The sequence below is a fragment of the Halopseudomonas sp. L-58 genome, from assembly GCF_056859475.1.
The window spans coordinates 1-20,162 of sequence record NZ_JBSXON010000053.1 but is presented as its reverse complement, the minus strand read 5'-3'; the positions used below and the strand labels follow the sequence as shown (position 1 = coordinate 20,162).

The following is a 20,162-nucleotide window of genomic DNA, read 5'->3' as shown; positions in this document are numbered from 1 at the left end:
TCGGGTGGAAATAGGCCAAAATGGCCAGAGTTGAAGGCGATTTGCGGAGCAATGTCGCCAAGAACAGGTTCGCTGCATCAAAAATTCAGTTGATCGACACCGGTAATGCGCAAATCTGAATTGATCAGCGATTCCTTAGTGTTTCGATAGGATCATATGAGCCTGCGCGATGTTTTTTGCTCTTTTTGCCCACAGGCGATTACTCCATTAAAGCGCCTAACAGTGATTAGATCGCGCTAACTTTAATACGCGGCATAGCGCCGGATTAGAGCGGTCTAGTATTTTATTGTATTTCAATGAGTTAGCAGTGCTCTGCCGCGAGTGCGGAACGTTAAGCCGCACGAGGCTTAATGTTCCGTTGGTCGACGGTGCGGGCTTGAACGAGGGTGATGGCGCTGCTGGGTGTTCGGGGTGAAATGTGTCGAGTCTATTCAGCATCCATGCCTCCCGATGGGGCCGCGAGAATGACGGTGATTTGATATTGCTACTAGCGCCCTCGTTTGCCAACCCTGAATTTCGGGTGAGCGGAGTTTTGCTGGGGCGCAGCAGCAAAGCCTGAGCAATGCACGGACCCCATCCCCGTTTACGCGGGCGAGTAGCGCAGATTTATCGGGAGAAAGAGCCATAGGATGTCTGAGGAGCGTAGCGACGAGTTTTATGGCTCCCCGATAAATCGAGCAACGCAGCGGACCCGAAGGGCCGCGTAGTCGGGTGCCCCGGGGGATCGCTAAGGGGGGCTGGGCAAGCAGCCCCCCTTGGCTCGCCGGAGAAGGCGAAAGGCGGGTTGCCAGGCGGCATGAATGGTTAGCAGCGGTGCGGTGCTGGAGGCGGCGCGGGCACGGCATGCCGTGCCGCTACGAGAATGGTGAAGCAGTCAGGAATGGACGCAGAGCGCCCTATTGGGGCATTCCCACGCGGAGCGTGGGAACGATCAACGTCGGCCGTTACGACGGCTCTACCCGATGCTCGTAAGTGGCATTCAGGCGGGCGGTCAGGTATTCGGCACAGGTAATCGGCTCATACTTCGGCGCTTCACCCGGGATCACGTCGCGAGGGTCGACGATGGAGTCGGGGTTCACTTCCAGGAAGAAGGCGATGGAGTAGCGTTCCTGCTCCGGCGGGCGGACGCGGTGCGGGGTGGAGACGTAGGTATCGTTGCTCCAGCGCATCAGGCAGTCGCCGATGTTGCAGACGAAGGCGCCCGGTACATGCGGGGCGTCGATCCATTGGCCCTGACGGGTCAGCACCTGCAGGCCGGCAACCTTGTCGGTGGCGAGCAGGGTGACGTTGCCGTAGTCGGTGTGGGCGCCGGCGCCGCCGTCTTCGCGGTCGATCTGACCGGCGCTGGCGGGGTAGCGCAGCATCCGCAGGGTGGCGATGGGGCTGTCCAGGTGTTGAGCGAAGAAATCTTCCGGCAGGCCCAGATCAATCGCAAAGCCCTTGTGGATCAGGCGGCCGAGGTTCAGGCAGGCGTCGAAGTAGCCGAGCATGGCGTCGCGCCAGCCGTCGATTGGCGGCCAGAAGTTGACGCCGCGGAAGGGTTTGCCGGCCAGCACGTCCGGGTGGTCGGCCGGGAAGTCGGTGCCGATGTTGAAGGCTTCCTTCATGTCGGCGCCGGCTTCCGGGTTGAGTTTTTCGTCGGCCATGGCGACGTAGCCGCGGTTGTGTGGCGACTTCTTGATCGACATGGCCTGCTTGGTTTCCAGCGGCAGCTCGAACACCCGTTTGGAGTTGGCGAACGCGCCGGCCATGACGTCTTCCGGGATGCCGTGGTCGATGGCGTAGAAGAAGCCGATTTCACGGCAGGCAACGCCCAGCTGGCGGGCGGTTTCGGCGCGGACGGCGGGGTCTTCGCTGTTCAGGCCAGCGACGGAGATAAGGGGCAGTGATTGCATGTGATGACTCCTGACTGCGTGGGTGCAGTCGCTTAAACCATTGACGTACGCAGGTGCGCGATATCGCGACACTGCTGAAAAAGTGCGAGGCCATGCTGCTGGGCTTCAGTGATAACCGTTTGTTCGCTCACCCGGGTGGCGCGGCCGTTGGCGATCAGTTGCCGGCCATCAACCCAGACCGCGGCGACGTTGCGGGCGTCGGCGGCAAAGACCAGATTCCACAGCAAATTGCCGCCGGCTGCATTGATCTCGGTCGGTGTCAGGTTGGGTTGCGCCAGATCGAGCAGCAGCAGGTCGGCCTGCTTGCCGACTTCCAGCGAGCCGATGCGGTCGCCGACGCCCAGCGCGCGGGCGCCGTTGATGGTCGCCATGCGCAGGATCTGGTCGGCGGGCAGCACGGTGGCGTCCAGCCGGGTGGCCTTCTGGATCAGCGAGGCGAATTTCATTTCCTCGAACAGGCTGAGGCTGTTGTTGCACACCGGGCCATCGGTACCCAGGCCGACGGTGATGCCGGCGGCGAGCATTTCCGGCACGCGGGCGACGCCGCTGGCGAGCTTGGCGTTGCTGATCGGGCAGTGGCTGATGGCGGTGCCGGTGTCGGCGATGCGCTTGATCTCGTCGTCGTTGAGCCACACGCAGTGGGCGATCAGGGTGCGCTCACCGAGGATGCCGTAGTGATCGAGCTGGGCAATCGAGCGACGGCCGAAGTGCGCCTTGACCGCGTCGTCCTCTTCCTTCTGCTCGCTGGCGTGGGTGTGGATGCCAACGCCGTATTCGGCCTGGCATTCCAGTGCTTCGCGGTAGGCATCCGGGGTGCAGTAGAACAGGTGCTCCAGCCCCATCCAGACCTGAATGCGACCGTTCTGTGCGCCGTGGTGGCTGTGGATCAGCGCGCGGTTCTCGGCGCGGGTGGCGAAGAAGTCCTTGCCGGGTTCGTCGGCCACGTAGGGCGCCAGGTTCACGCGCAGACCGATCTCGCCGGCGGCATCAGCGCAGCGGTGCATGAAGCGGTACATGTCCATCACGCAGGTGGTGCCGCTTTTCAGCGCTTCCAGATAACACAGTCGCGCTGAATGGAAGGCGTATTCCTCGGTCAGGGCGCGGTGTTCCAGCTGGTAGTAGGGCAGCCATTCCATCAGCTGCATGTTCTCGGTCACGCCGCGCATCAGGCTGGAATGGGAGTGGGCGTCGATCAGCCCCGGCAGCAGCGCGTGGCCGCTGGCGTCGATCACCGGCATGCCGGGGGGGATGATCAGCTCGTCGCTGGGGCCGACGGCGCTGATGCGTCCGTCCTCGACGATCAGGGTGCCGCGCGGGATGACGCGGTTGTCTGGGTCAACGGTAAAGATGGCTGCATCGTGCAGCGCAAAGTGGTTCATATGTACCTCATAGCAATCTGAACCGGGTGAGCGGTTCCGGACACTGTGACGGCACGGCGGGCACGGAATGCATCAGCGTGGGCTGATGGTTTCCTCAGAGGCTGTCCGAGCGGAGCACAAGGGGTTGGTTAAGGGTTACTTCATCGCAATTGTTACCTGCACCACGGCGGTCGACGATCAGATAATCGGCGTCCGCAGTGACCGGCAGCAGTGGTGCATGCCAGGTTCCGGCATGGTAACTGATGCCCTGGTCGCCTGGCACGTAGAACGCGCGCACGGCGGATTCATCAAAGTCGCCGGGGGCGGCGACCACCGCATAAAACGCCGTGCCGTTGAGCGGCACAAAGGCCTGACTGCCCAGCGGATGGCGTTCCATCAGATTGATTTGAAGCGGCTCAAGCGGCTGGCCGCGGAAGATCGAGAGAATGCCTTCGGCACCCTCGCCCAGCAACTGCACCGTACCGAGCGCCTGGAAGCGCTGGGTCCGGCCGTTGTTGATCGGAAAGCTGTCGGCGCCGACCGTGGAGATCACATCGCCGAAGGAGGCGAAGGCTTCGCGGGTCAGCGGCTCGACGGTCAGCACGCGGGGGCTGCTCATGCGACCGGCTTGCCGAACAGGCGCAGGCGACTGACGCCGCCATCGGGAATGATATTGAAGCGAATGTGCGTGATCGGGCCGAGATCGTTCAGTTCGGTGAACTGGTGGATGGCGTCGGCGGTCAGCGGCTGTTCGTCCATTAGGGTGTGCCAGAACATGCTCTGGGTGATCAGGCTCTTGGTGGTGCCCTGTTCAACACAGGCGGCCTGGATCGAGCAGCGTGCGGGAAAGTTGCCCTTGAAGTGCGCGGTGTCGACTTCCACGTGCTCGATGATGCCCTTGTGGCCAAGCGTGAGGATGCACCAGTCGTTGCCGGGCTCGCGACGGCGGCGGGTTTCCCAGCCATCGCCCATGTCGGTGCCACGACCGGGACGCAGCAGCTTGCGCGGCTCGCCGTAGTGGGCGTCGCTCCAGGCCACCTGATTGCCGCCGTTCTCCAGCGCGATCAGGTTGATGGTCTGGCTGCTGTCGAGGGTCGACCAGTCACAGTGTGGGGTGCCGTAGACGCGCAGGCGGGCGACGCCGCCGTCCGGGTACAGGTGCAGGCGCAGGTGGGACCAGACCTGATCGGAGGTCAGTTCATGGAAGTGATGCGCGTTGCCGCCGAGCTCCACGGCAGACAGCAGCTCGGTCCAGGCGCTGTCGTTGGTCGGTTCGGCGTCCGGGCTGTAGCAGGCTTCCAGCGAGACCGCCGGGGCGAAGTTGCCGGTGAAGAAGCTGGTGTCAAAGTCGACGCCCTGCAGGGTGCCGGCCAGCGCCAGTTTGATGATCGCGGTGTCGTGGCCGGTGGTGCGACGGCGACGGGTTTCCCAGCCATCCATCCACTTGCCGTTGTCGTCGTACAGGCCGGGGTAAAACGCCGCCGGTTCCGGGTTGAGCATGCGGATGCCGGGGGCAAAGAACTGGTCGGTCGCCCAGAGGAATTCAGCGCCAAGGCTGGCGTCGGCCAGGTTCAGGCCGGTCTTGGTGAACGCCGGGCCGTCGACGGCCGGGGCTATGATGGCGGTGCTCATGGTTAATCCTTGGCAGGCTGGTAAGGGTGCGTCTGTTTCCAGTGCCGCGCGATGTCGATGCGGCGGGTGATCCAGACCTGATCGTGGCTCTGGATATGATCCAGGAAGCGTTGCAGCGCGCGGAAGCGGCCGGGGCGGCCGACCAGGCGGCAGTGCAGGCCGATCGACAGCATCTTGGGCGTTTCCGCGCCCTCGGCGTAGAGCACGTCGAAGGCATCCTTGAGGTACTGGAAAAACTGCTCGCCGCTGTTGAAACCACCGGCGATGGCAAAGCGCATGTCGTTGGTGTCCAGCGCGTAGGGCACCACCAGGTGCGGCTGCGGGCCGGCGCCGGCGTCGACCGTGGTCCAGAACGGCAGGTCGTCGCCGTAGTAATCGCTGTCGTACTCGAAGCCACCGGCCTCGACCACCAGCCGGCGGGTATTCGGGCTGTCGCGGCCGGTGTACCAGCCGAGCGGTGGCTGGCCGGTAAGTGCGGTGTGCAGCTCGATAGCCTGCTGCATGTGCTCGCGCTCGCGGGCTTCGCTCATGTCCTGATAGTGAATCCAGCGCAGGCCGTGGCAGGCGATCTCGTGGCCGTCTTCGATAAAGGCGCGGACCATGTCCGGGTGGCGCTGCATGGCCATGCTGACGCCAAATACCGTCAGCGGCAGGCCGCGCTGGCGAAACTCGCGCAGGATGCGCCAGGCACCGGCGCGCGAGCCGTATTCGTAGAGTGATTCCATGCTCATGTGGCGGTCGGCAAAGGCCTGCGCGCCAATGATGTCGGAGAGGAAGACTTCCGAGTGACTGTCGCCATGCAGCACACAGTTCTCGCCGCCCTCTTCGTAGTTCAGCACGAACTGCACGGCGATGCGTGCCTGCCCCGGCCAGTTGGCCTTGGGCGGCTCGGCACCGTAGCCGATCAGATCACGCGGGTAGTGCGAATTGCTCATTTCTTGGGTACCTCGAGGCCGCAGCCGCGAAGAATGATGTCGGTAAGGAAGTCGGCCACGCGGTCGAAGTCCTGCTTCTCGTATTCGGCCTTGTTTTCCACCATCAGCACCTGCACCTGGAAGTCGGCGTAGTGCTGGGTTGAGGACCAGATCAGGAAGATCAGCTGCACCGGGTCTACCGGCGCCATGCGGCCCTGATCAATCCACTGCTGCATGACCCCGGCGCGGCCGCGCACCCATTCGCGCATGTTGGTGCGCAGGTGGGTCATCAAAAAAGGGGCGCCCTGGATGATTTCCATGGCAAACAGACGGGAGGCCAGCGGATACAGGCGGGCCATCTCGACCTTGGCGCGGATAAAACTGGCGAGCGCCTCGGCGGGGTCGTCGTCGACGGTCACGCTGGAGAACACGGCGTTCCAGCGCGCAAGAATATCGTCGAACATGGCTGCGTAGATCTTCTTCTTGTTGCTGAAGTAGTACAGCACGTTCGATTTGGGCAGTTCGGCCCGTTCGGCAATGTTCTGAATGGTGGCGCCGCGAAAACCGTGCAGGGCAAATTCCTGCTCGGCGGCCGCCAGAATGATTTCGTGGTTACGCTCGCGGATGCGACCGGGTCGGAAGGTCTTGGATGCGCTTTTGTTTGTCATCTGTTCCATCGCCTTTACACCATTGCAGGGGTTCGACCATCACGGCCGAACCCCCATTGCCGTGATCAGAAGTGGAATTTCACCAGCGCACTGACCGCGTTTTCGGTTTCCATTACATCGTCGTTCAGACCGTACTTGTTGTTCCAGTACGAGTATTCGATACCTGCGTAGAGCACGCCCGGCTTGCCGCGGTAGTTACCCAAGTCCAGCTTCAGCTGCGGGTTGAAGTGGAAGTCGGACTTGTGATCGTCTTCCGCTGTGGACCAGTCGATATAGCCGTCGAACAGGATACGGGTACTGCCAAATTCCATCGCCTTGCCCCAGACGACGGTGGTTTGATAATCGTCAGAGGTTTCGCTGTTGTCTACGTAGTAGAAACGGGTGCCGACGTACATGAAGCCCGGGATGTTCCAGTCGATACCCGGACCAACCATGTAGTTGTTGACGTTGGTGCCGCCGCCAAATTCGTACTGAGCGGACAGGGTGTAGTCCTTGATCAGGCCGCCGCCCAGCTTGCTGCCGGTCAGCCAGCTCAGGCTCAGGTTAGGCGCGAATTCACCGTACAGATCGTCAGAATCGGTGTCTTTTCCTTGACCCTGGTTACGGTCAACGAAGAAGAAGGTGCTGCCCCAGTCGTGACCGCTGGCGTTCTCGAAGGTAAAGAACGTCTGCGAGGTCTTCTTGCCGGCGCCGTCGAAGTTAACGCGGGCGTAGTCATCGCTGTACAGGACAGAGATGCTGGAGTCGGAGAAATACTTCTCAGCGTAGGCGCTCGGTACAAAGGCGCCTGCGATGCAAGCGGCGATCAGCGTTTTTTGCAGTGTGCTCATATTCAATGCTTCCTGGAATCAGTGATTTAGTTTTGATTGGCATAGTGGGTGCTCAAGTTATTTGCTCGGCCTATAGGGTTGGCCGATTGATAGGGGTGTGTTGAGACGGGTCCGCGCGGGATTCCACGACAACAGCACCAGAACAATAATGGTGACGACATAGGGCAGCATGGCCAGCAGCTCCGTTGAGCTGTTCCAGCCGAGCCCCTGCAGCACCAGGTGCAAGATGCTGGCGGCGCCGAACAGGTAGGCGCCGAGCAGCACGCGCTCGGGTTTCCAGGTGGCGAACACCACCAGGGCCAGCGCGATCCAGCCGCGACCGGCAGTCATGTTTTCGGTCCACATCGGGGTGTAGGCCAGCGACAGGTAGGCGCCCGCCAGGCCGGCCATGGCGCCGCCGAAGGCCACCGCCATGTAACGCACCGGCAGCACTTTCAGACCGTTGGCATTGGCCGCTTCCGGGGACTCGCCGACGGCGCGCAGAACCAGGCCGCCGCGGCTGTATTTGAGGAAGCAGAACACCAGCGCGAAGATCAGCAGCGAGCCGTAGACCAGCAGGTCCTGGTTGAACAGCACCTGGCCGATGACCGGGATGTCCGACAGCAGCGGAATGGCGATCTTGTCAAAGCCGTCGATCGACTGACCGACAAAGCCTGCGCCGACGAAGGAGCTCAGGCCGATACCGAAGATGGTCAGTGCCAGGCCGGCGGCATACTGGTTGGCCGCCAGGGTAATGGCCATCAGCGCAAACAGCATGGCCATCAGCACACCACCGAGCATGGCAGCGAGCACGCCCATGCTCAGGCTGCCGGTCGAGGTGGCGGCGATAAAGCCGATCACCGCGCCCATCAGCATCATGCCTTCCTGGCCGAGGTTGAGAACGCCTGAGCGTTCGCACACCAGCTCGCCCAGGGCGACCAGCAGCAACGGGGTGCCGGCGACCACGGTCGCGGCCAGTACGTTGGTAATCAGTACGCTGTCCATATCAGGCCTCTCCTGCCACGGCCTTGGGGGCCCGACGAATGCGAATGCGGTAGTGAATAAAGGCGTCACAGGTCAGCAGGTAGAACAGCAGCAGCCCCTGGAACAGTCCGGTGATCGCCTTGGGCAGGGCCATGGCAATCTGCAGCATCTCGCCGCCCATGAAGGTCAGCGCCAGCAGCGCGGCTGCCAGCACGATGCCGACCGCCTGCATGCGCCCGAGGAATACCACGATAATTGCGGTGTAGCCGTAGCCGGGTGACACCTGCGGCACCAGTTGACCGAGCGGGCCGGTCACCTCCGACGCGCCCGCCAGACCGGCCAGACCACCGGCCAGAATGAACGCCAGCAGGGTCAGACGCTTGGCCGGGAAGCCGGCGAAGGCGGCGGCGCGCTCGTCCTGACCGAGGACCTTGAGCTGGAACCCGATAAAGGTGCGGGCAAACAGCACGCCGACCGCCACCGCTGCCAGCAGACCGAACAGCAGGCCGATGTGCAGGCGGGTATCAGGGATCAGCTTGGGCAGCAGGGCGGCTGCAGCAAACATCTCCGACTGCGGGAAGCCAAACCCGTACGGGTCCTTCAGCGGACCGTGAACCGCGTACAGCAGCAGGTTCAGGGCGATGTAGTTGAGCATGATGGTGGTCAGGATCTCGTTGCAGTGGAACTGCGTTTTCAGCAGCCCCGCCAGCAGTGCCCAGACTGCGCCGGCTACGATGCCGGCAATCAGCACCAGCGGCAGCACCCAGGGGCCGCTCTGGCCGCCTAGTTGCAGGGCCACCACGCTGGCCCACAGCGCGCCCATCAGGAAGTGCCCCTCGGCACCGATATTCCACAGCTTGGCCCGGTAGCAGATGGTCAGGCCGGCGGCGCACAGCAGCAGCGGTGCCATCTTCAGGCCCAGCTCGGCCCAGCCGTGGGTATCGCTCAGCGGGGTCAGGAAGAAGAAGGTCAGACCTTCCACCGGGTCCTTGCCGAGGGCCATGAAAATGCCCATGCCGGTGATGATGGTGAGGACCAGAGCCAGCAACGGGGATGCCCATTGCATGGCCCGGGAGTCGACGGCGCGACGCTCAAGCGACAGCATGGGAAACCTCCGAAGGTGCAGCGCTGGGGAAATCACCGGCCATCCACTGGCCGAGTTGTTCAATGGTCAGGTCACTGGTGTTGACCAGCGGCGACAGCCGGCCGGCGCAGATCGCGCCCATGCGGCCACAGAGCTGGAACAGTTCGTCCAGATCCTCCGAGATCAGCAGTACCGCAGCGCCCTCGTCACGCAGCCGCACCAGCGCCTCGTGGATGGCCACTGCCGAGCCGACGTCAACGCCCCAGGTCGGGTGCGAGGCAACCAGCAGCTTGGGTTGCTGCATGGCTTCACGGCCGATGATGAATTTCTGCAGGTTGCCGCCGGACAGGCTGGTGGCATGGCTGTCGATGCTGGCGGTGCGTACGCCAAAAGCATCGACGATACGGCTGGCGTAGTCGCGCACCTTGTTCAGCGCCACCCAGCCCTTGTTCACCATACCTTCGCCGTAGGCGGTCAGCAGGCTGTTGTCGACCAGCGACATGGATGGCACCGCACCGCGGCCGAGGCGTTCTTCCGGCACCACCGCGACGCCGAGGCGGCGGCGCAGACCCGGCTTGGCCTGACCGATCGCCACGCCGCTGAGGGTGATGCTGTCGTTGCTGACCAGCGCTTCGCCCGACAGCGCACGCAGCAGTTCGTCCTGTCCGTTACCGGCGACGCCGGCGATACCGACAATCTCGCCTGAGCGCAGGCTCATGCACAGATCCTGCAGGCTGGTGCCGAAGGGGTCGCTGGTGCGGTAGTTCAGGTGGCTGACGTCCAGCAGCACCTCGCCGGGCGCGCGCGGTTCAACGCGGGTCGACAGCGGGGTTTCATTGCCGACCATCATGCGGGCGATGTCGTCGGTGCTCACTTCGGCCGGATTGCACTCGCCGGTCACCCGGCCCTGGCGCAGCACGGTGGCGCGGTGGCACAGGTCGCGCACTTCCTGCAGCTTGTGGCTGATGAACAGAATGCTGCAGCCCTCGTGCGACAGCTGGCGCAGGGTGCGGAACAGGGTTTCGACCTCCTGCGGCGTCAGCACCGAGGTCGGCTCGTCCAGAATCAGCAGAGAGCTTTCCTGAATAAGGCAGCGCACGATTTCGACGCGCTGGCGTTCGCCAATCGACAGGGTGTTGACGTAGCGGCGCGGATCCAGCGCCATGCCGTAATGCTCGGAGACCTCGCTGATGCGCGCCTCCAGCTTGCGCCGGTCGCGGGCCTGATCGGCTGGCAGGCTGAGCGCGATGTTTTCGGCGACAGTCAGGGTTTCAAACAGGGAAAAATGCTGGAATACCATGCCGATGCCCAGTTCGCGGGCATGGGCAGGACCCTGCAGGGTCAGCGGGTGGCCATTCCAGGTGATGCTGCCGGCGTCGGGCTGGATGACGCCGTAGATGATCTTCATCAGGGTGCTCTTGCCGGCGCCATTCTCGCCGAGCAGGGCATGGATTTCGCCTGCGTTGACTGTGAGCTGGACGCCATCGTTCGCCCGGCATCCCGGGTACTCCTTGACGATGTGTTCCAGCTTCAGGCGTTCTGCGGTTGCCATTCAGTTTCCTCTATAGGCGCTTTGCCGGCGATTCAGGGTGACCGGCCGGGCAACGCCCTATTTAATAACTGACCAATCAATCAACATTTGCAACGACAGCAATTTGCTTGCCAAAACCGGGAAAAGTATAAAAAACATATTTTTCGGACTAGTTGGTCAAGTTTTTGCAAATCTACGCTCAGAGCCTGTGTGCGCCGTTGTGCGGCGCTGAGCCTGAACACCGCCTGAAACGGGCCAAACTGCGGATAGAGCGGAGACGAACGTGATTGAGTTCTACCTGAATGGTCAGCCGGAAAAACTTGACCGAGCTGACCCAAACATGAGCATTCTTGACTGGCTGCGCACCAAAAAGCGGCTTAGCGGCACCAAGGAAGGATGCGCATCCGGCGACTGCGGGGCTTGCACCGTACTGATCGGCAGCCCCTCGGCCGACGGCGGGCTGCATTATACGGCAATCAACAGCTGCATCAGCCTGGTCGGTTCGCTGCACGGTAAACATCTGATCAGCGTTGACGCCCTGCAGGCTGATAACGCCCATCCGGTGCAGACCGCGATGGTCGAATGCAGCGGCTCGCAATGCGGGTTCTGTACGCCGGGCTTCATCATGTCGATGGTTTGCCTGCACCAGCAGGTAGCCGGCAAGAACGGCAGCGCCAGCGAGCATCAGTTGATGGAAGCACTGGCCGGCAACCTTTGTCGCTGCACCGGTTATCGGCCGATTATCGAGGCCGGCCGGCGCACCCTGGTGGATGCGGTGCAGCACTGGGATGGTGCTGCGCTGTTCGAGCCGGCGCCGGCCGGGCAGTTCGCCGCGACCCGTTCCACTGCGGCCAGCCTGCAGGACGACGAGGGCAAGCGCTTCGACGCGCCGGTCGAGCTGAGTGAACTGCGCAACCTGCTGGCGGCCAATCCGGATGCCCGTCTAGTCGCCGGCAGCACCGATCTGGCGCTGGAAATCACCCAGCAGTTGAAGGTGCTGCCGCAACTGGTCTCAGTCGAGCAGATCACCGAACTGCATGCCGTGGAATGTGACGAGCAAAATCTGACCATCGGATCGGCTGCGACCTACAGCGAGTTCGGAGCGACTCTCAGTGCCGACTGGCCGGCCTTTGCGCCGATGCTCGAACGCCTCGGTTCGCTGCAGATCCGTAACCGTGGCACCCTCGGCGGGAATATCGGTAACGCTTCGCCCATCGGTGACATGCCGCCACCGCTGATTGCCCTGGGTGCCGACATTCAGCTCGACAGTGAAAATGGCGAGCGCTGGATTGCGCTGCAAGACTTCTTCGTGGACTACAAGAAAACCGTGCTGGCGCCGGGCGAGTTCATCCGCGCGGTGCGGGTGCCGCGTCCACAGGCCAACGAAAAACTGTTCATCTACAAGATCTCCAAGCGGCTGGATGACGATATTTCTGCGGTGCTGGGCGCCTTCTGGCTGCAGTTCGACGGCGATACCGTCGGTGACTGCCGGCTGGCCTTCGGTGGCATGGCCGGCATTCCCAAGCGTGCAGCGGGCGCCGAGGCGGCGTTGCGTGGTGCCCGGTTCGATGAAACGGCGGTGGCCGCTGCGCAGGCGGCGCTGGCAACCGACTTCACGCCGCTGTCCGATGTGCGCGCCTCGGCCAGCTACCGCACCACGGTAGCCGGCAACCTGCTGCTGCGCGCCCTGTATGAATTCCGCGCCGGCGATGCCGGCAAGGCCCAGCTGATGGTGACCGACTATGCGTAAACTGCCCCGTGATGTACCCCGTCCGAGTGGCCAGCCGCTCGGTGTTGCCGGTCAGAGCACCCTGCACGAAAGCGCCTGGCTGCATGTAACCGGCACCGCCCGTTATATCGACGACCTGCCCGAGCCCGAAGGCCTGCTGCACGCAGCGGTGGGTCACAGCGCCCGGCCGCATGCGCGTATCACCAGACTCAATCTGGAAGCCGTGCGTGCCTACCCCGGCGTGGTTGCCGTATTCACCATGGCCGACGTACCCGGTCACACCGACATCGGCCCGGTGTTCCCGGGTGATCCGGTGCTGGCGGGTGAGGTGGTCGAGCATATCGGCCAGCCGATCTTTGCCGTCGCCGCGACCAGTCACACCGCCGCGCGCAAGGCAGCGAAGCTGGCCGAGGTCGAATACGAGGATCTGCCGGCCATCTTTGATACCCGCGAGGCACTGGCCAAACAGTTCTTCGTGCGCCCCAGTCACACCCAGCATCGCGGTGATCCGGACGCCGCACTGGCGGCTGCACCGCACCGCCTGCAGGGCGAGATCAACGTCGGCGGGCAGGAACACTTTTACCTGGAAGGCCAGGCCTGCTTGGCGCTGCCGCAGGAAGATGGCGGCATGTTTGTGCACACGTCCAGCCAGCACCCGGCCGAAGTGCAGAAGCTGGTGGCCGAGGTGCTGGGCATCCCGCTGCATGCGGTGACGGCCTCGGTACGCCGCATGGGTGGCGGCTTTGGTGGCAAGGAAACCCAGGCCGCGCCGGTCGCCTGTGTGGCCGCGCTGCTGGCCAATGCCACCGGGCGGCCGGTCAAGTATCGGCTCTCGCGCCCGGATGACATGGTGCAGACCGGCAAGCGCCACGACTTCTTCAACACCTACGACATCGGTTTTGACGAGCAGGGCGTAATTCAGGGCGCCGAGATCATGGTAGCCGGCCGTTGCGGCTTCTCGCCGGACCTGTCCAATGCGATTGTCGAGCGGGCCATGTTCCACTCCGACAATGCCTATTACCTTGATCAGGCGCGGGTGACCGGCCACTGCTGCAAGACTCACACGGTGTCCAATACGGCCTTCCGTGGTTTCGGCGGCCCGCAGGGCATGATGGTGATCGAACAGGCGGTGGATGACATTGCCCGTTATCTGCGACTGGACCCGCTGGAGGTGCGCAAGCGCAATCTCTACCGCGCAGGCCGCGATACCACCCATTACGGCCAGACCATCACCCATCACGTGCTGCCGGAATTGATCAGTCAGCTGGAAACCAGCGCCGACTATCAGGCCCGTCGCGCCGAGATTACCGCTTTCAACCGCCAGAGCCCGGTGCTCAAGCGCGGGCTGGCGCTGACCCCGGTCAAGTTCGGTATCTCGTTCACCGCCAAGCACCTCAATCAGGCGGGCGCGCTGGTGCTGATCTATACCGACGGCAGCCTGCAGGTGAACCACGGCGGCACCGAGATGGGTCAGGGCCTGTACATCAAGATCGCGCAGGTGGTTGCTGCGGCGTTCCAGATCGATGTCGATAAGGTCAAGGTGACTGCGACCCGCACCGACAAGGTGCCCAATGCCTCGCCGACCGCCGCCTCCTCCGGCTCCGATCTGAACGGCATGGCTGCGCTGGACGCCTGCGAGAAGATCAAGGCGCGGCTGGTTACCTTTGGCGCCGAGCTGTTTGGCTGCGAAGAAGCGCAGGTGCGCTTCGAGAACAACCAGGTGGTCGCCGGTGACGCCCGCATGGACTGGGGCGACTTCATCCAGAAGGCCTATCTGAATCGGGTGTCGCTGTCGTCCTCCGGCTTCTATGCCACGCCGAACATCTACTACGACCATGCCAAGGGTCAGGGCCATCCGTTCCTGTATTACGCCAACGGGGCAGCCTGCTCCGAGGTGGTGCTCGATACCCTGACCGGCGAATACCGCGTGCTGCGTACCGACATCCTGCACGATGCCGGCCAGTCGCTGAACCCGGACATTGATATCGGCCAGATCGAGGGCGGCTTCGTTCAGGGCATGGGCTGGCTGACCACCGAGGAGCTGGTCTACAGCGATAACGGCCGACTGCTGACCACCGGGCCCGCGACCTACAAGATCCCGGCAATTTCCGATACGCCGCCGGATCTGCGCGTCAACCTGCTGGCCAACAGCCCGAACAAGGAAGCCACCGTGTTCCGCTCCAAGGCGGTCGGCGAGCCGCCGCTGATGCTCGGCATTGCGGTCTGGAGCGCGCTGCGTGATGCGGTCGCCAGCCTCACCGACGGTTGCTATTGCCCGCCGCTGGATACCCCGGCCACGCCCGAGCGCATGCTCAATGCCGTCAACGCCGCGAAGGCCTGGCAGGCCGCGCAGCAGGAGGCCGTGTGATGAACAGAAACCTGCGCTGGTTCGAGGCGGTCGCCGACTGCGAGCAGCGCGGCGAGCCCTATGTGCTGGTGACCGTGGTTGGCGTCACTGGCTCGGTGCCGCGTGAGCCGTCGAGCAAGATGGTGATTACCGGCGAACACACCTGGGACACCATCGGTGGCGGTCATCTGGAGTATCTGGTGACCGCCCGGGCCCGCGAGCAGCTGGCCGTCAGCCGTTTCGAGACGGTGCTGGAGCACTTCCCGCTGGGCGCTTCGCTGGGCCAGTGCTGCGGCGGCAGCGTCTCGGTGCTGCTCGAAGGCCAGCCCGGCAGTGATGCGCAACTGGTGGTGTTTGGCGCCGGCCACGTGGCGCAGGCGCTGATGGCGATTATGGGCCAGCTGCCCTGGCAGGTGACGCTGGTGGATTCCCGCGCCGAGGTGTTCCCGGCTGACCTGGCGCCGAATATCAGGGCGCTGCACAGCGACGATCCGGTCGGCGATGCCCCGGTGCTGTGCCGTGGCCGCCATGTGCTGATCCTGACCCACAATCACCAGCTCGACTACGACCTGTGCCGCGCCCTGCTGGACGCCGGCGATGCTGCCTCGATTGGCCTGATCGGCTCGCAGACCAAGGCCGACCGCTTCCGTCAGCGGCTGGCCCATCGCGGCTACAGCGACGAGCAGATCGCCCGAATTCGCTGCCCGGTCGGCCGCAGCGACGTACCCGGCAAGCGACCGATGGAAGTGGCCGTATCGATCAGCGCCGAGCTGCTGTCGTTCGGCACCGCCAGCCAGAGCCGTGGCCCGCGCCGCGGGGTCAGCTGGCCGCAATTGCGAGATTTGATGAAACACGAGCCTGAAACACCGCAACAGCCGGTGGAGACAAAATGACCCTGGAACAGCTGAACACCCTGCCTGAAGACGAGGCGCTGGCGGTCTTTCGTGACTGCTGCGCCGCCGACGCCTGGGCGCGCCCTATGGTTGCCGCCCGCCCCTACCACAGTGCCGAAGCGCTGCATGGCACGGCCCGTGCGCTCTGGCCCAATCTGCACGAGGCCGACTGGCTGGTCGCCTTTGAAGCACACCCGAAGATCGGCGACATCAAGAGCCTGAAGGCCAAGTACGCCAGCACCGAAGCGCTGGCCAGTGGCGAGCAGGCCGGTGCGCGCGTTGCACCCGATGCGGTGCTGCAGCGCCTGAAGGACGGCAACGACGCCTATCTGCATAAATTCGGCTTTATCTTCATCGTCTGCGCCACCGGCAAGAGCGCCGAACAGATGCTTGAGCTGCTGGAGCAACGCCTGCCCAACAGCCGCGAGCAGGAACTGCGCATCGCCGCCGAAGAGCAGGCCAAGATCACCCACATTCGTCTGGACAAGCTGCTATGAGCAAGAGCCCGATTACCACCCATATTCTCGACCTCGGCAGCGGCAAGCCCGCCGCCGGTGTGCGCATTACCCTTGAACAGCAGCAGGGCGACAGCTGGGTCACGCTGGCCAGCGCCGAAACCGACGCCGACGGCCGCGTGCTGAACGGTTTTGGCAGCGAAGCGGTCGCCGGTGTCTATCGCCTGACCTTCGACACCGACGGCTATTACGCGGCCCAGGGCCTGCGCTGTTTTTACCCGCAGGTCACCATCGCCTTCCGCCTGGACGATGTGCAGGCCCATTACCACGTGCCGCTGCTGCTCAACCAGTGGGGCTATTCGACCTACCGGGGGAGCTAGGATGACGACCAACTCTGATGCCGTTGGCGTGTCGGCCTTCCGCGGCCCACTGCTGCACTTTTTGTCCGAACCGGGCCTCGGTGCGCCCGATCCGGCCAGTTACAGCTACTTCAGCGACGGCCTGCTGGTGGTTGCCGATGGCCGGGTGCAGGCGGTGGGTGACGCCGCCGAGCTGTTGCCGACCCTGCCGGCGGGTACCGCGGTCGAGCATTCGCCGGAGGGGCTGATCCTGCCCGGCATGATCGATACCCACGTACACATGCCGCAGCTGGCGGTGATGGCCAGTTACGGCACCCAGCTGCTGGAGTGGCTGGAAACCTACACCTTCCCGACCGAATCACGCTTTGCCGACGCCGACTGGTCGGCCAAGCAGTCCAAGGTCTTCCTCGACCTGCTGCTGGCGCACGGCACTACCTCGGCGCTGGTGTTCAGCACCTCGCACAAGGTCGCCAGCGAGGCGCTGTTCAGCGCCGCGCATGACTACAACATGGCGATCACCACCGGCCGGGTGATGATGGACTGCAACGCCCCGGACGGCGTACGCGACACCGCCGAGGCCAGCTATGAGGAGAGCCGCGAGCTGATCGCCCGCTGGCACGGCACCGGTCGTCAGCGTTACGCCGTGACCCCGCGCTTTGCTGCGACCTCGACCCATGAGCAGCTGACCTACGCCGGCAAGCTGATGACCCAGGCCGAGGGCCTGTTGATGCAGACCCACTGGGCCGAGAACAAGGCCGAGATCGCCTGGATTGCCGAGCTGTTCCCGGACCGCGCCAGCTATCTGGATGTTTACGATCACTTTGGTCTGCTCGGCCCACGAAGCGTGCTGGCGCACGGTATTCACATCGACGACGCCGACCGCGCCCGGCTGGCCGAAACCGGCACTCGCATCGCCTTCTGCCCGACCTCCAACACCTTCCTCGGCAGCGGCCTGTTCGATCTGGCCAGCGCCCGCGCGGCGAATGTCGAGGTCGGCCTGGCGTCGGATGTTGGCGGCGGCACCAGCCTGTCGATGCTGGTCACCATGGCCGAGGCCTACAAGGTCTGCCAGCTGCGCGGCCAGAGCCTCAACCCGTTCCAGGCGTTCTACATGGCGACCCTCGGCAACGCCAGGGTGCTGCATCAGGAGGCCGAGACCGGCAACCTGGCACCCGGCAAGATGGCGGACTTTCTGATCATCGACCGTGCCGCCAGCCCGATTCAGCAACTCAAGCACAGCGCCGAGCGCGATCTGTCGGGCATCCTGTTCGACCTGATGATCCTCGGCGACGACCGCAGCATTCGTCGCACCTACATCGCCGGCCAGTGCCGCTACGATCGCGACGCCGCACAAGGAGCAGCCCATGCTGGTCTATCTGTCTGAATGGCTCAGCCTGATCATCCGCTGGTTCCACGTGATTGCCGGGGTCGCCTGGATCGGCGCCTCGTTCTACTTCGTCTGGCTCGACAACAACCTGCGCGAGCCGCCGGCGTGGAAGAAGCAGAAAGGCATCAAGGGTGACCTCTGGGCCATCCACGGTGGCGGCTTCTACGAGGTGGCCAAGTACGAAGTCGGCCCCGAACAGATGCCGTCCGACCTGCACTGGTTCAAGTGGGAGGCCTACAGCACCCTGCTAAGTGGCCTGGCGCTGCTGGCCGTGGTGTATTACATGGGCAACCCCGGCTACCTGATCGATCCGAGCAAGCTGGCGCTCAGCGGTGCCGGCGCTGTTGCCATCGGTGTGGGCACGCTGGTGGCGGTCGTCGCGTTGTATGAGGCGCTGATTCGCAGCCCGCTGGCGCGCAACGGCATGGCCTTTGGCGTGGTGCTGTATCTGATTCTGGTGGCGGTTGCCTTCGGTTTGTATCAGGTGTTTGCCGGTCGCGGAGCGTACATTCACGTTGGTGCGGTGATCGGCACCATCATGGTCGGCAACGTCTTCCTCGGTATCGTGCCGGCCCAGCGCGCGCTGGTGAATGCGGTGGCCCGTGGCGAGAAACCGGGTGCAGAGGTGGTGATGTTGGCTCAGCGCGCCATGCTGCGCTCGCGCCACAACAACTACCTGACCCTGCCGGTGCTGTTCATCATGATCAGCAACCACTACCCGATGTTCTACGCCAACGCTTACGGTTGGGCGGTGCTGGCGGCGATCGGTGCGATCACGGCCTACGCGCGGCACTTCTTCAACCTGCGCAATCAGGGCCAGTTCAAGCCGTCGATTCTGGTTGTCAGCGCGCTGGCCACCGTTGCCCTGATCTGGGCTATGGCGCCGAGCGCACCGGCGAGAATCGACAGCCACGCGGCAGAAGAAGGGGCTGCAGTGACCCGGGTTGCCGACGCCGACATCAGCCAGCTGCTGGCCACCCACTGCCAGGCCTGTCACGCGGTCAAGCCCACCAGCCCGGCCTTCCAGGCCCCGCCGGCCGGCATCGTGCTGGACAGTCTCGAGCACCTCCAGCAGCACCGCGACAAGGTCTATCAGGCCGCGGTTGCCACCGAGTACATGCCGCTCGGCAACATGACCGGCATCACCCCCGAGGAGCGTGATCTGCTCGGCAAGTGGCTGCAGGAAAATCCCTGAGGTTGAACGGAGGTAGGCCGTGCGACCTTGACCCCGGGCACGGCATGCCGTGCCCCGGTGTTCGCGACTTCTCCAAACCTTGCGTAGGGGCACAGCATGCTGTGCCCGTTCGGTGGTGCGTTCTGCATCCTTCGTTGCGAAGGGCTCCGCATCCGTTTGACCGGGTTGTTGCGCCATGTTCCACCTGCGCAGACGCTGCGCAAAACGGAATGGAGCATTGCCATGGCGGCGCCACCTCGTATTCCTGTGCGGCGATCCGTCCGGCTGCGCAGGTTCGATTACCGATCCCCGAACGTCTTTTTCATAACGCTATGTACCGGGCAACGGCGTTGCTCGCTGGGTCGAATCGACGACGGAGTGATGCATCCCTCCACGCTGGGCTGCTTGGTTGAGCGTCTCTGGCGTCAGATCCAGCTGCGTTTTCCGCACGTCTTAACTGATGATCTGGTCCTTATGCCTAACCATCTGCACGGCGTCTTGCAGATCAGCACTGAGGCTGACCTCACGCAGAAGATTTTGCAGCAAGAGGGTTTTGGCAAGCCGGTTCCAGGATCGCTGCCCACTGTGATGCGCTCATTCAAATCGGCGGTGACGCGAGAGGCGCGATTGCGTGGTCTGCTGGTCAATGGTGTGGTTTGGCAGCGGGGGTATTACGAGCATGTCATCCGTAACGAGCAGGATTATCAGCGCATCGCGCAGTACATGGCAGATAACCCGGTACGTTGGCAGCAGGACTGATTCTATGTTGCAGATTGAAGGTGTTCGCGACTTCTCCAAACCTTGCGTAGATACCGTCTTCCCGATCAGTGTGCAAGTGCTCTGATCGGGTCGAACGGCTGACCTGATTTCAGTACGCCGTAGATGAGGTGCAGCAGCTTACGCATGGCTGCGCAGACAACCAGCCGACCAGTTTTACCGCGTT

Annotated in this window: 18 protein-coding genes and 1 pseudogene; 8 read left to right on the top strand and 11 right to left on the bottom strand. The window is 63.5% G+C overall.

Annotated elements, in window-relative coordinates:
- Window positions 1–944: 944 nt before the first annotated feature.
- The 10 genes from AC13EY_RS07885 to AC13EY_RS07840 all read right to left on the bottom strand — a co-directional run bounded on the left by AC13EY_RS07885 (window position 945) and on the right by AC13EY_RS07840 (window position 10,896).
- Window positions 945–1,895, bottom strand: coding sequence for an isopenicillin N synthase family dioxygenase (locus AC13EY_RS07885; protein ID WP_228247634.1), 951 nt, complete (start codon window positions 1,893–1,895; stop codon window positions 945–947).
- Between the two features lie 32 nt (window positions 1,896–1,927).
- The gene (locus tag AC13EY_RS07880) at window positions 1,928–3,274 is read right to left on the bottom strand and encodes an amidohydrolase family protein (RefSeq protein WP_228247633.1); all 1,347 of its coding nucleotides are present in this window, start codon (window positions 3,272–3,274) and stop codon (window positions 1,928–1,930) included.
- 94 nt (window positions 3,275–3,368) lie between these two features.
- Window positions 3,369–3,872 carry an ureidoglycolate lyase gene (locus tag AC13EY_RS07875; protein WP_228247632.1) on the bottom strand — a complete coding sequence of 168 codons (504 nt, stop codon included), beginning with the start codon at window positions 3,870–3,872 and terminating at the stop codon, window positions 3,369–3,371.
- Entirely contained in the window at window positions 3,869–4,885 is a 1,017-nt protein-coding gene (alc, locus tag AC13EY_RS07870; protein ID WP_228247631.1) for an allantoicase, read from the bottom strand. The genes AC13EY_RS07875 and alc overlap by 4 nt, the downstream gene beginning before the upstream one ends.
- 2 nt (window positions 4,886–4,887) lie before the next feature.
- The gene (gene puuE, locus AC13EY_RS07865) at window positions 4,888–5,820 is read right to left on the bottom strand and encodes an allantoinase PuuE (protein ID WP_228247630.1); all 933 of its coding nucleotides are present in this window, start codon (window positions 5,818–5,820) and stop codon (window positions 4,888–4,890) included.
- Window positions 5,817–6,467: a TetR/AcrR family transcriptional regulator gene (locus AC13EY_RS07860; protein WP_228247629.1), complete on the bottom strand. Its 651-nt coding sequence runs from the start codon at window positions 6,465–6,467 to the stop codon at window positions 5,817–5,819. The genes puuE and AC13EY_RS07860 overlap by 4 nt, the downstream gene beginning before the upstream one ends.
- A gap of 65 nt (window positions 6,468–6,532) precedes the next feature.
- Window positions 6,533–7,297 carry an outer membrane protein OmpK gene (locus AC13EY_RS07855; protein WP_228247628.1) on the bottom strand — a complete coding sequence of 255 codons (765 nt, stop codon included), beginning with the start codon at window positions 7,295–7,297 and terminating at the stop codon, window positions 6,533–6,535.
- Window positions 7,298–7,354: 57 nt separating this feature from the next.
- On the bottom strand, window positions 7,355–8,281 hold the full coding sequence (locus tag AC13EY_RS07850) for an ABC transporter permease (protein ID WP_228247627.1): 927 nt from the start codon (window positions 8,279–8,281) through the stop codon (window positions 7,355–7,357).
- A 1-nt stretch (window position 8,282) separates the two neighbouring features.
- Entirely contained in the window at window positions 8,283–9,365 is a 1,083-nt protein-coding gene (locus AC13EY_RS07845) for an ABC transporter permease (protein WP_147811335.1), read from the bottom strand.
- Window positions 9,352–10,896 (bottom strand): ABC transporter ATP-binding protein, encoded by a 1,545-nt coding sequence (locus AC13EY_RS07840; RefSeq protein WP_228247626.1) that lies wholly within the window; start codon window positions 10,894–10,896, stop codon window positions 9,352–9,354. The genes AC13EY_RS07845 and AC13EY_RS07840 overlap by 14 nt, the downstream gene beginning before the upstream one ends.
- Window positions 10,897–11,158: 262 nt before the next feature.
- Here AC13EY_RS07840 and xdhA point away from each other — a divergent pair, with 262 nt between their 5' ends.
- The 8 genes from xdhA (at window position 11,159) to AC13EY_RS07800 (ending at window position 19,978) form a co-directional block, all read left to right on the top strand.
- A complete protein-coding gene (gene xdhA / locus AC13EY_RS07835; protein WP_228247625.1) occupies window positions 11,159–12,625 on the top strand; it encodes a xanthine dehydrogenase small subunit in 1,467 nt (488 codons plus the stop codon).
- Window positions 12,618–14,972: a xanthine dehydrogenase molybdopterin binding subunit gene (gene xdhB, locus AC13EY_RS07830; RefSeq protein WP_482876119.1), complete on the top strand. Its 2,355-nt coding sequence runs from the start codon at window positions 12,618–12,620 to the stop codon at window positions 14,970–14,972. The genes xdhA and xdhB overlap by 8 nt, the downstream gene beginning before the upstream one ends.
- Window positions 14,972–15,844: a xanthine dehydrogenase accessory protein XdhC gene (xdhC, locus tag AC13EY_RS07825; protein ID WP_147811331.1), complete on the top strand. Its 873-nt coding sequence runs from the start codon at window positions 14,972–14,974 to the stop codon at window positions 15,842–15,844. Before xdhB ends, xdhC begins: the two co-directional genes overlap by 1 nt.
- Window positions 15,841–16,341 (top strand): 2-oxo-4-hydroxy-4-carboxy-5-ureidoimidazoline decarboxylase, encoded by a 501-nt coding sequence (gene uraD, locus AC13EY_RS07820; RefSeq protein WP_088277914.1) that lies wholly within the window; start codon window positions 15,841–15,843, stop codon window positions 16,339–16,341. Before xdhC ends, uraD begins: the two co-directional genes overlap by 4 nt.
- A complete protein-coding gene (gene uraH / locus AC13EY_RS07815; RefSeq protein ID WP_083728547.1) occupies window positions 16,338–16,679 on the top strand; it encodes a hydroxyisourate hydrolase in 342 nt (113 codons plus the stop codon). The genes uraD and uraH overlap by 4 nt, the downstream gene beginning before the upstream one ends.
- A 1-nt stretch (window position 16,680) precedes the next feature.
- A complete protein-coding gene (gene guaD / locus AC13EY_RS07810; RefSeq protein WP_228247623.1) occupies window positions 16,681–18,042 on the top strand; it encodes a guanine deaminase in 1,362 nt (453 codons plus the stop codon).
- Complete coding sequence (locus tag AC13EY_RS07805) at window positions 18,023–19,240, top strand: urate hydroxylase PuuD (RefSeq protein ID WP_228247622.1); 1,218 nt, start codon at window positions 18,023–18,025, stop codon at window positions 19,238–19,240. Before guaD ends, AC13EY_RS07805 begins: the two co-directional genes overlap by 20 nt.
- Window positions 19,241–19,336: 96 nt before the next feature.
- Window positions 19,337–19,978: a transposase gene (locus AC13EY_RS07800; RefSeq protein ID WP_228247621.1), complete on the top strand. Its 642-nt coding sequence runs from the start codon at window positions 19,337–19,339 to the stop codon at window positions 19,976–19,978.
- 65 nt (window positions 19,979–20,043) lie between these two features.
- Here AC13EY_RS07800 and AC13EY_RS07795 read toward each other — a convergent pair.
- Window positions 20,044–20,162: pseudogene (locus AC13EY_RS07795) on the bottom strand (IS110 family transposase); the annotation flags it as partial.

What these genes read in the sequence shown, in the direction of transcription:
- AC13EY_RS07885 (WP_228247634.1), bottom strand. Translation starts at nt 1,895, where the DNA reads ATGCAATCACTGCCCCTTATCTCCGTCGCTGGCCTGAACAGCGAAGAC.
- AC13EY_RS07880 (WP_228247633.1), bottom strand. Translation starts at nt 3,274, where the DNA reads ATGAACCACTTTGCGCTGCACGATGCAGCCATCTTTACCGTTGACCCA.
- AC13EY_RS07875 (WP_228247632.1), bottom strand. Translation starts at nt 3,872, where the DNA reads ATGAGCAGCCCCCGCGTGCTGACCGTCGAGCCGCTGACCCGCGAAGCC.
- alc (WP_228247631.1), bottom strand. Translation starts at nt 4,885, where the DNA reads ATGAGCACCGCCATCATAGCCCCGGCCGTCGACGGCCCGGCGTTCACC.
- puuE (WP_228247630.1), bottom strand. Translation starts at nt 5,820, where the DNA reads ATGAGCAATTCGCACTACCCGCGTGATCTGATCGGCTACGGTGCCGAG.
- AC13EY_RS07860 (WP_228247629.1), bottom strand. Translation starts at nt 6,467, where the DNA reads ATGACAAACAAAAGCGCATCCAAGACCTTCCGACCCGGTCGCATCCGC.
- AC13EY_RS07855 (WP_228247628.1), bottom strand. Translation starts at nt 7,297, where the DNA reads ATGAGCACACTGCAAAAAACGCTGATCGCCGCTTGCATCGCAGGCGCC.
- AC13EY_RS07850 (WP_228247627.1), bottom strand. Translation starts at nt 8,281, where the DNA reads ATGGACAGCGTACTGATTACCAACGTACTGGCCGCGACCGTGGTCGCC.
- AC13EY_RS07845 (WP_147811335.1), bottom strand. Translation starts at nt 9,365, where the DNA reads ATGCTGTCGCTTGAGCGTCGCGCCGTCGACTCCCGGGCCATGCAATGG.
- AC13EY_RS07840 (WP_228247626.1), bottom strand. Translation starts at nt 10,896, where the DNA reads ATGGCAACCGCAGAACGCCTGAAGCTGGAACACATCGTCAAGGAGTAC.
- xdhB (WP_482876119.1), top strand. Translation starts at nt 12,618, where the DNA reads ATGCGTAAACTGCCCCGTGATGTACCCCGTCCGAGTGGCCAGCCGCTC.
- xdhC (WP_147811331.1), top strand. Translation starts at nt 14,972, where the DNA reads ATGAACAGAAACCTGCGCTGGTTCGAGGCGGTCGCCGACTGCGAGCAG.
- uraD (WP_088277914.1), top strand. Translation starts at nt 15,841, where the DNA reads ATGACCCTGGAACAGCTGAACACCCTGCCTGAAGACGAGGCGCTGGCG.
- uraH (WP_083728547.1), top strand. Translation starts at nt 16,338, where the DNA reads ATGAGCAAGAGCCCGATTACCACCCATATTCTCGACCTCGGCAGCGGC.
- guaD (WP_228247623.1), top strand. Translation starts at nt 16,681, where the DNA reads ATGACGACCAACTCTGATGCCGTTGGCGTGTCGGCCTTCCGCGGCCCA.
- AC13EY_RS07805 (WP_228247622.1), top strand. Translation starts at nt 18,023, where the DNA reads ATGCTGGTCTATCTGTCTGAATGGCTCAGCCTGATCATCCGCTGGTTC.
- AC13EY_RS07800 (WP_228247621.1), top strand. Translation starts at nt 19,337, where the DNA reads ATGCTGTGCCCGTTCGGTGGTGCGTTCTGCATCCTTCGTTGCGAAGGG.